At 64.8% G+C, this 1,965-nt stretch carries 2 protein-coding genes; both read left to right on the forward strand.

Translation table 11 applies throughout. From position 1 onward, the window contains the following. The first annotated feature begins 67 nt into the window (after positions 1-67). Positions 68-1,651, forward strand: a complete 1,584-nt coding sequence (locus WBV89_RS08065; RefSeq protein ID WP_423980817.1) for an acyl-CoA mutase large subunit family protein — start codon at positions 68-70, stop codon at positions 1,649-1,651. 64 nt (positions 1,652-1,715) lie between these two features. Then, positions 1,716-1,965, forward strand: a 250-nt coding sequence (locus WBV89_RS08070; RefSeq protein WP_423980818.1) for a hypothetical protein, incomplete at its 3' end; no start/stop codon positions are given.

Below are 1,965 nucleotides of genomic sequence, written 5' to 3' on the forward strand. Positions count from 1 at the left end.
TCGGTGCCTGGCACCGACGCGCATCTCGGCCTGGGTGGGAGCCGGATCTGCCGCGTACGATCGCGGGATGGCCGAAGCACCCGACTTGCCGACGACCGACTCCGGAATTCCGATCGCCAAGATCTACACCGGTGAGGCGCTCGCGGACTGGAACGCCGAGCAGCGTCTGGGCCTTCCCGGGCAACCGCCGTACACGCGGGGCGTGTATCCGTCGATGTACACGGGCCGGCTCTGGACGATGCGCCAGTACTCGGGCTTCGGTTCGGCCGAGCAGACCAACGAACGCTTCAAGTTCCTGCTCGATGCGGGCCAGACCGGGCTGAGCTGCGCCTTCGACCTGCCGACGCAGATGGGATACGACTCCGACGCGGGTCGTGCCGAAGGCGAGGTCGGCAAGGTCGGCGTGGCGATCGACACGATGGCCGACATGCGGTTGCTCCTCGCGGACCTGCCGCTCGACAAGGTGTCGACGTCGATGACGATCAACTCCACGGCCTCGATCCTGCTGCTGATGTACGAACTGGTCGCCGAGGAGCAGGGTGTGCCCGCCGACAAGATCAGCGGCACGATCCAGAACGACCTGCTCAAGGAGTACATCGCCCGGGGGACCTACATCTTCCCGCCGCGGCCGTCGATGCGGATCATCACCGACATCTTCGAGTACTGCTCGAAGCACGTGCCGTCGTGGAATACGATCTCGATCTCCGGCTACCACATCCGCGAAGCCGGTTCGACGGCCGTTCAGGAGATCGCGTTCACGATCGCCAACGCCATCGCCTATGTGCAGGCGGCGGTCGATGCCGGCCTCGACGTCGACGACTTCGCGCCTCGGCTCAGCTTCTTCTGGAACGGTCACAACAACTTCTTCGAGGAAGCGGCCAAGTTCCGCGCCAGCCGACGGATGTGGTACTCGATCATGACCGAACGGTTCAACGCCCAGGATCCGAAGTCGTCGATGCTCCGATTCCACACGCAGACCGGTGGGTCGACGCTCACCGCCCAGCAGCCGATCAACAACGTGGTCCGTGTCGCGATCCAGTCGATGGCGGCCGTGCTCGGTGGTACGCAGTCGTTGCACACCAATGGATACGACGAGGCGCTCAGCCTGCCGACCGAGACCGCAGCGCGCATCGCACTGCGGACGCAGCAGATCATCGGCTACGAATCAGGTGTCACGGACACCGTCGATCCGCTCGCCGGTTCGTACTTCGTCGAATCGTTGACCGACGAGGTCGAACGCCTCGCCTGGGAGTACATCGAGCAGATCGACGAGAAGGGCGGGGCCGTCTCCGCGATCGAGTCCGGATTCCAGATGGACGAGATCGAGAACGCCGCATACGAATACACGAAGTCGATCGACGACGACGAGCGGGTCATCGTCGGCGTCAACAAGTTCACGGTGGAGGATGAGGCGGAGATCGAACCGTTCCCGATCGATCCGGCACTCGAGACGAGCCAGATCGCGCGCACCAAGGCGTACAAGGCCGACCGGGACCCGGCGCTGGTCGAGTCGGCGCTGGCGGCGGTCACGGCGACAGCGGAGTCGAGTGACAACCTGTTGTACGTCATGAAGGACGCCCTGCGCGCCGACTGCACCCTCGGCGAGATCAGCGACAGCCTCCGTGGGGTCTTCGGCACCTATACGCCGTGAGCAACAGCCTCCGAGCGTTACATAACGGGTCAGACCCGTTGCGTCACGCTCGTAGCCTGCGGGGATGGCGTGGGAGCTGTTCCGTCGTGATGCGGCGGGTGGAACGGTGATGATCGGGGTCGACGGCGAACTGCTCGACGTGGCGTCGATCGCCGGCCTCCCGCTGGCGTGTGAGATCACGATCGATGCGCCGTCGACGATGCCGGAGTTCATCGGCCCGGCCGAGGCGTCGATCGAATCGATCACCACACGGTTGGGTGGGCGGATCGTCGGGACACGACGGACCGCGACTCGACTCCGGACGCTCGTCTACC

Origin of the sequence: Ilumatobacter sp., assembly GCF_049588435.1 — a bacterium.
In the GTDB taxonomy this organism is placed as follows: Bacteria; Actinomycetota; Acidimicrobiia; order Acidimicrobiales; family Ilumatobacteraceae; genus Ilumatobacter_A.

Coding starts and splice junctions, on each gene's coding strand:
- WBV89_RS08065 (WP_423980817.1), top strand. CDS start 68: ATGGCCGAAGCACCCGACTTGCCGACGACCGACTCCGGAATTCCGATC.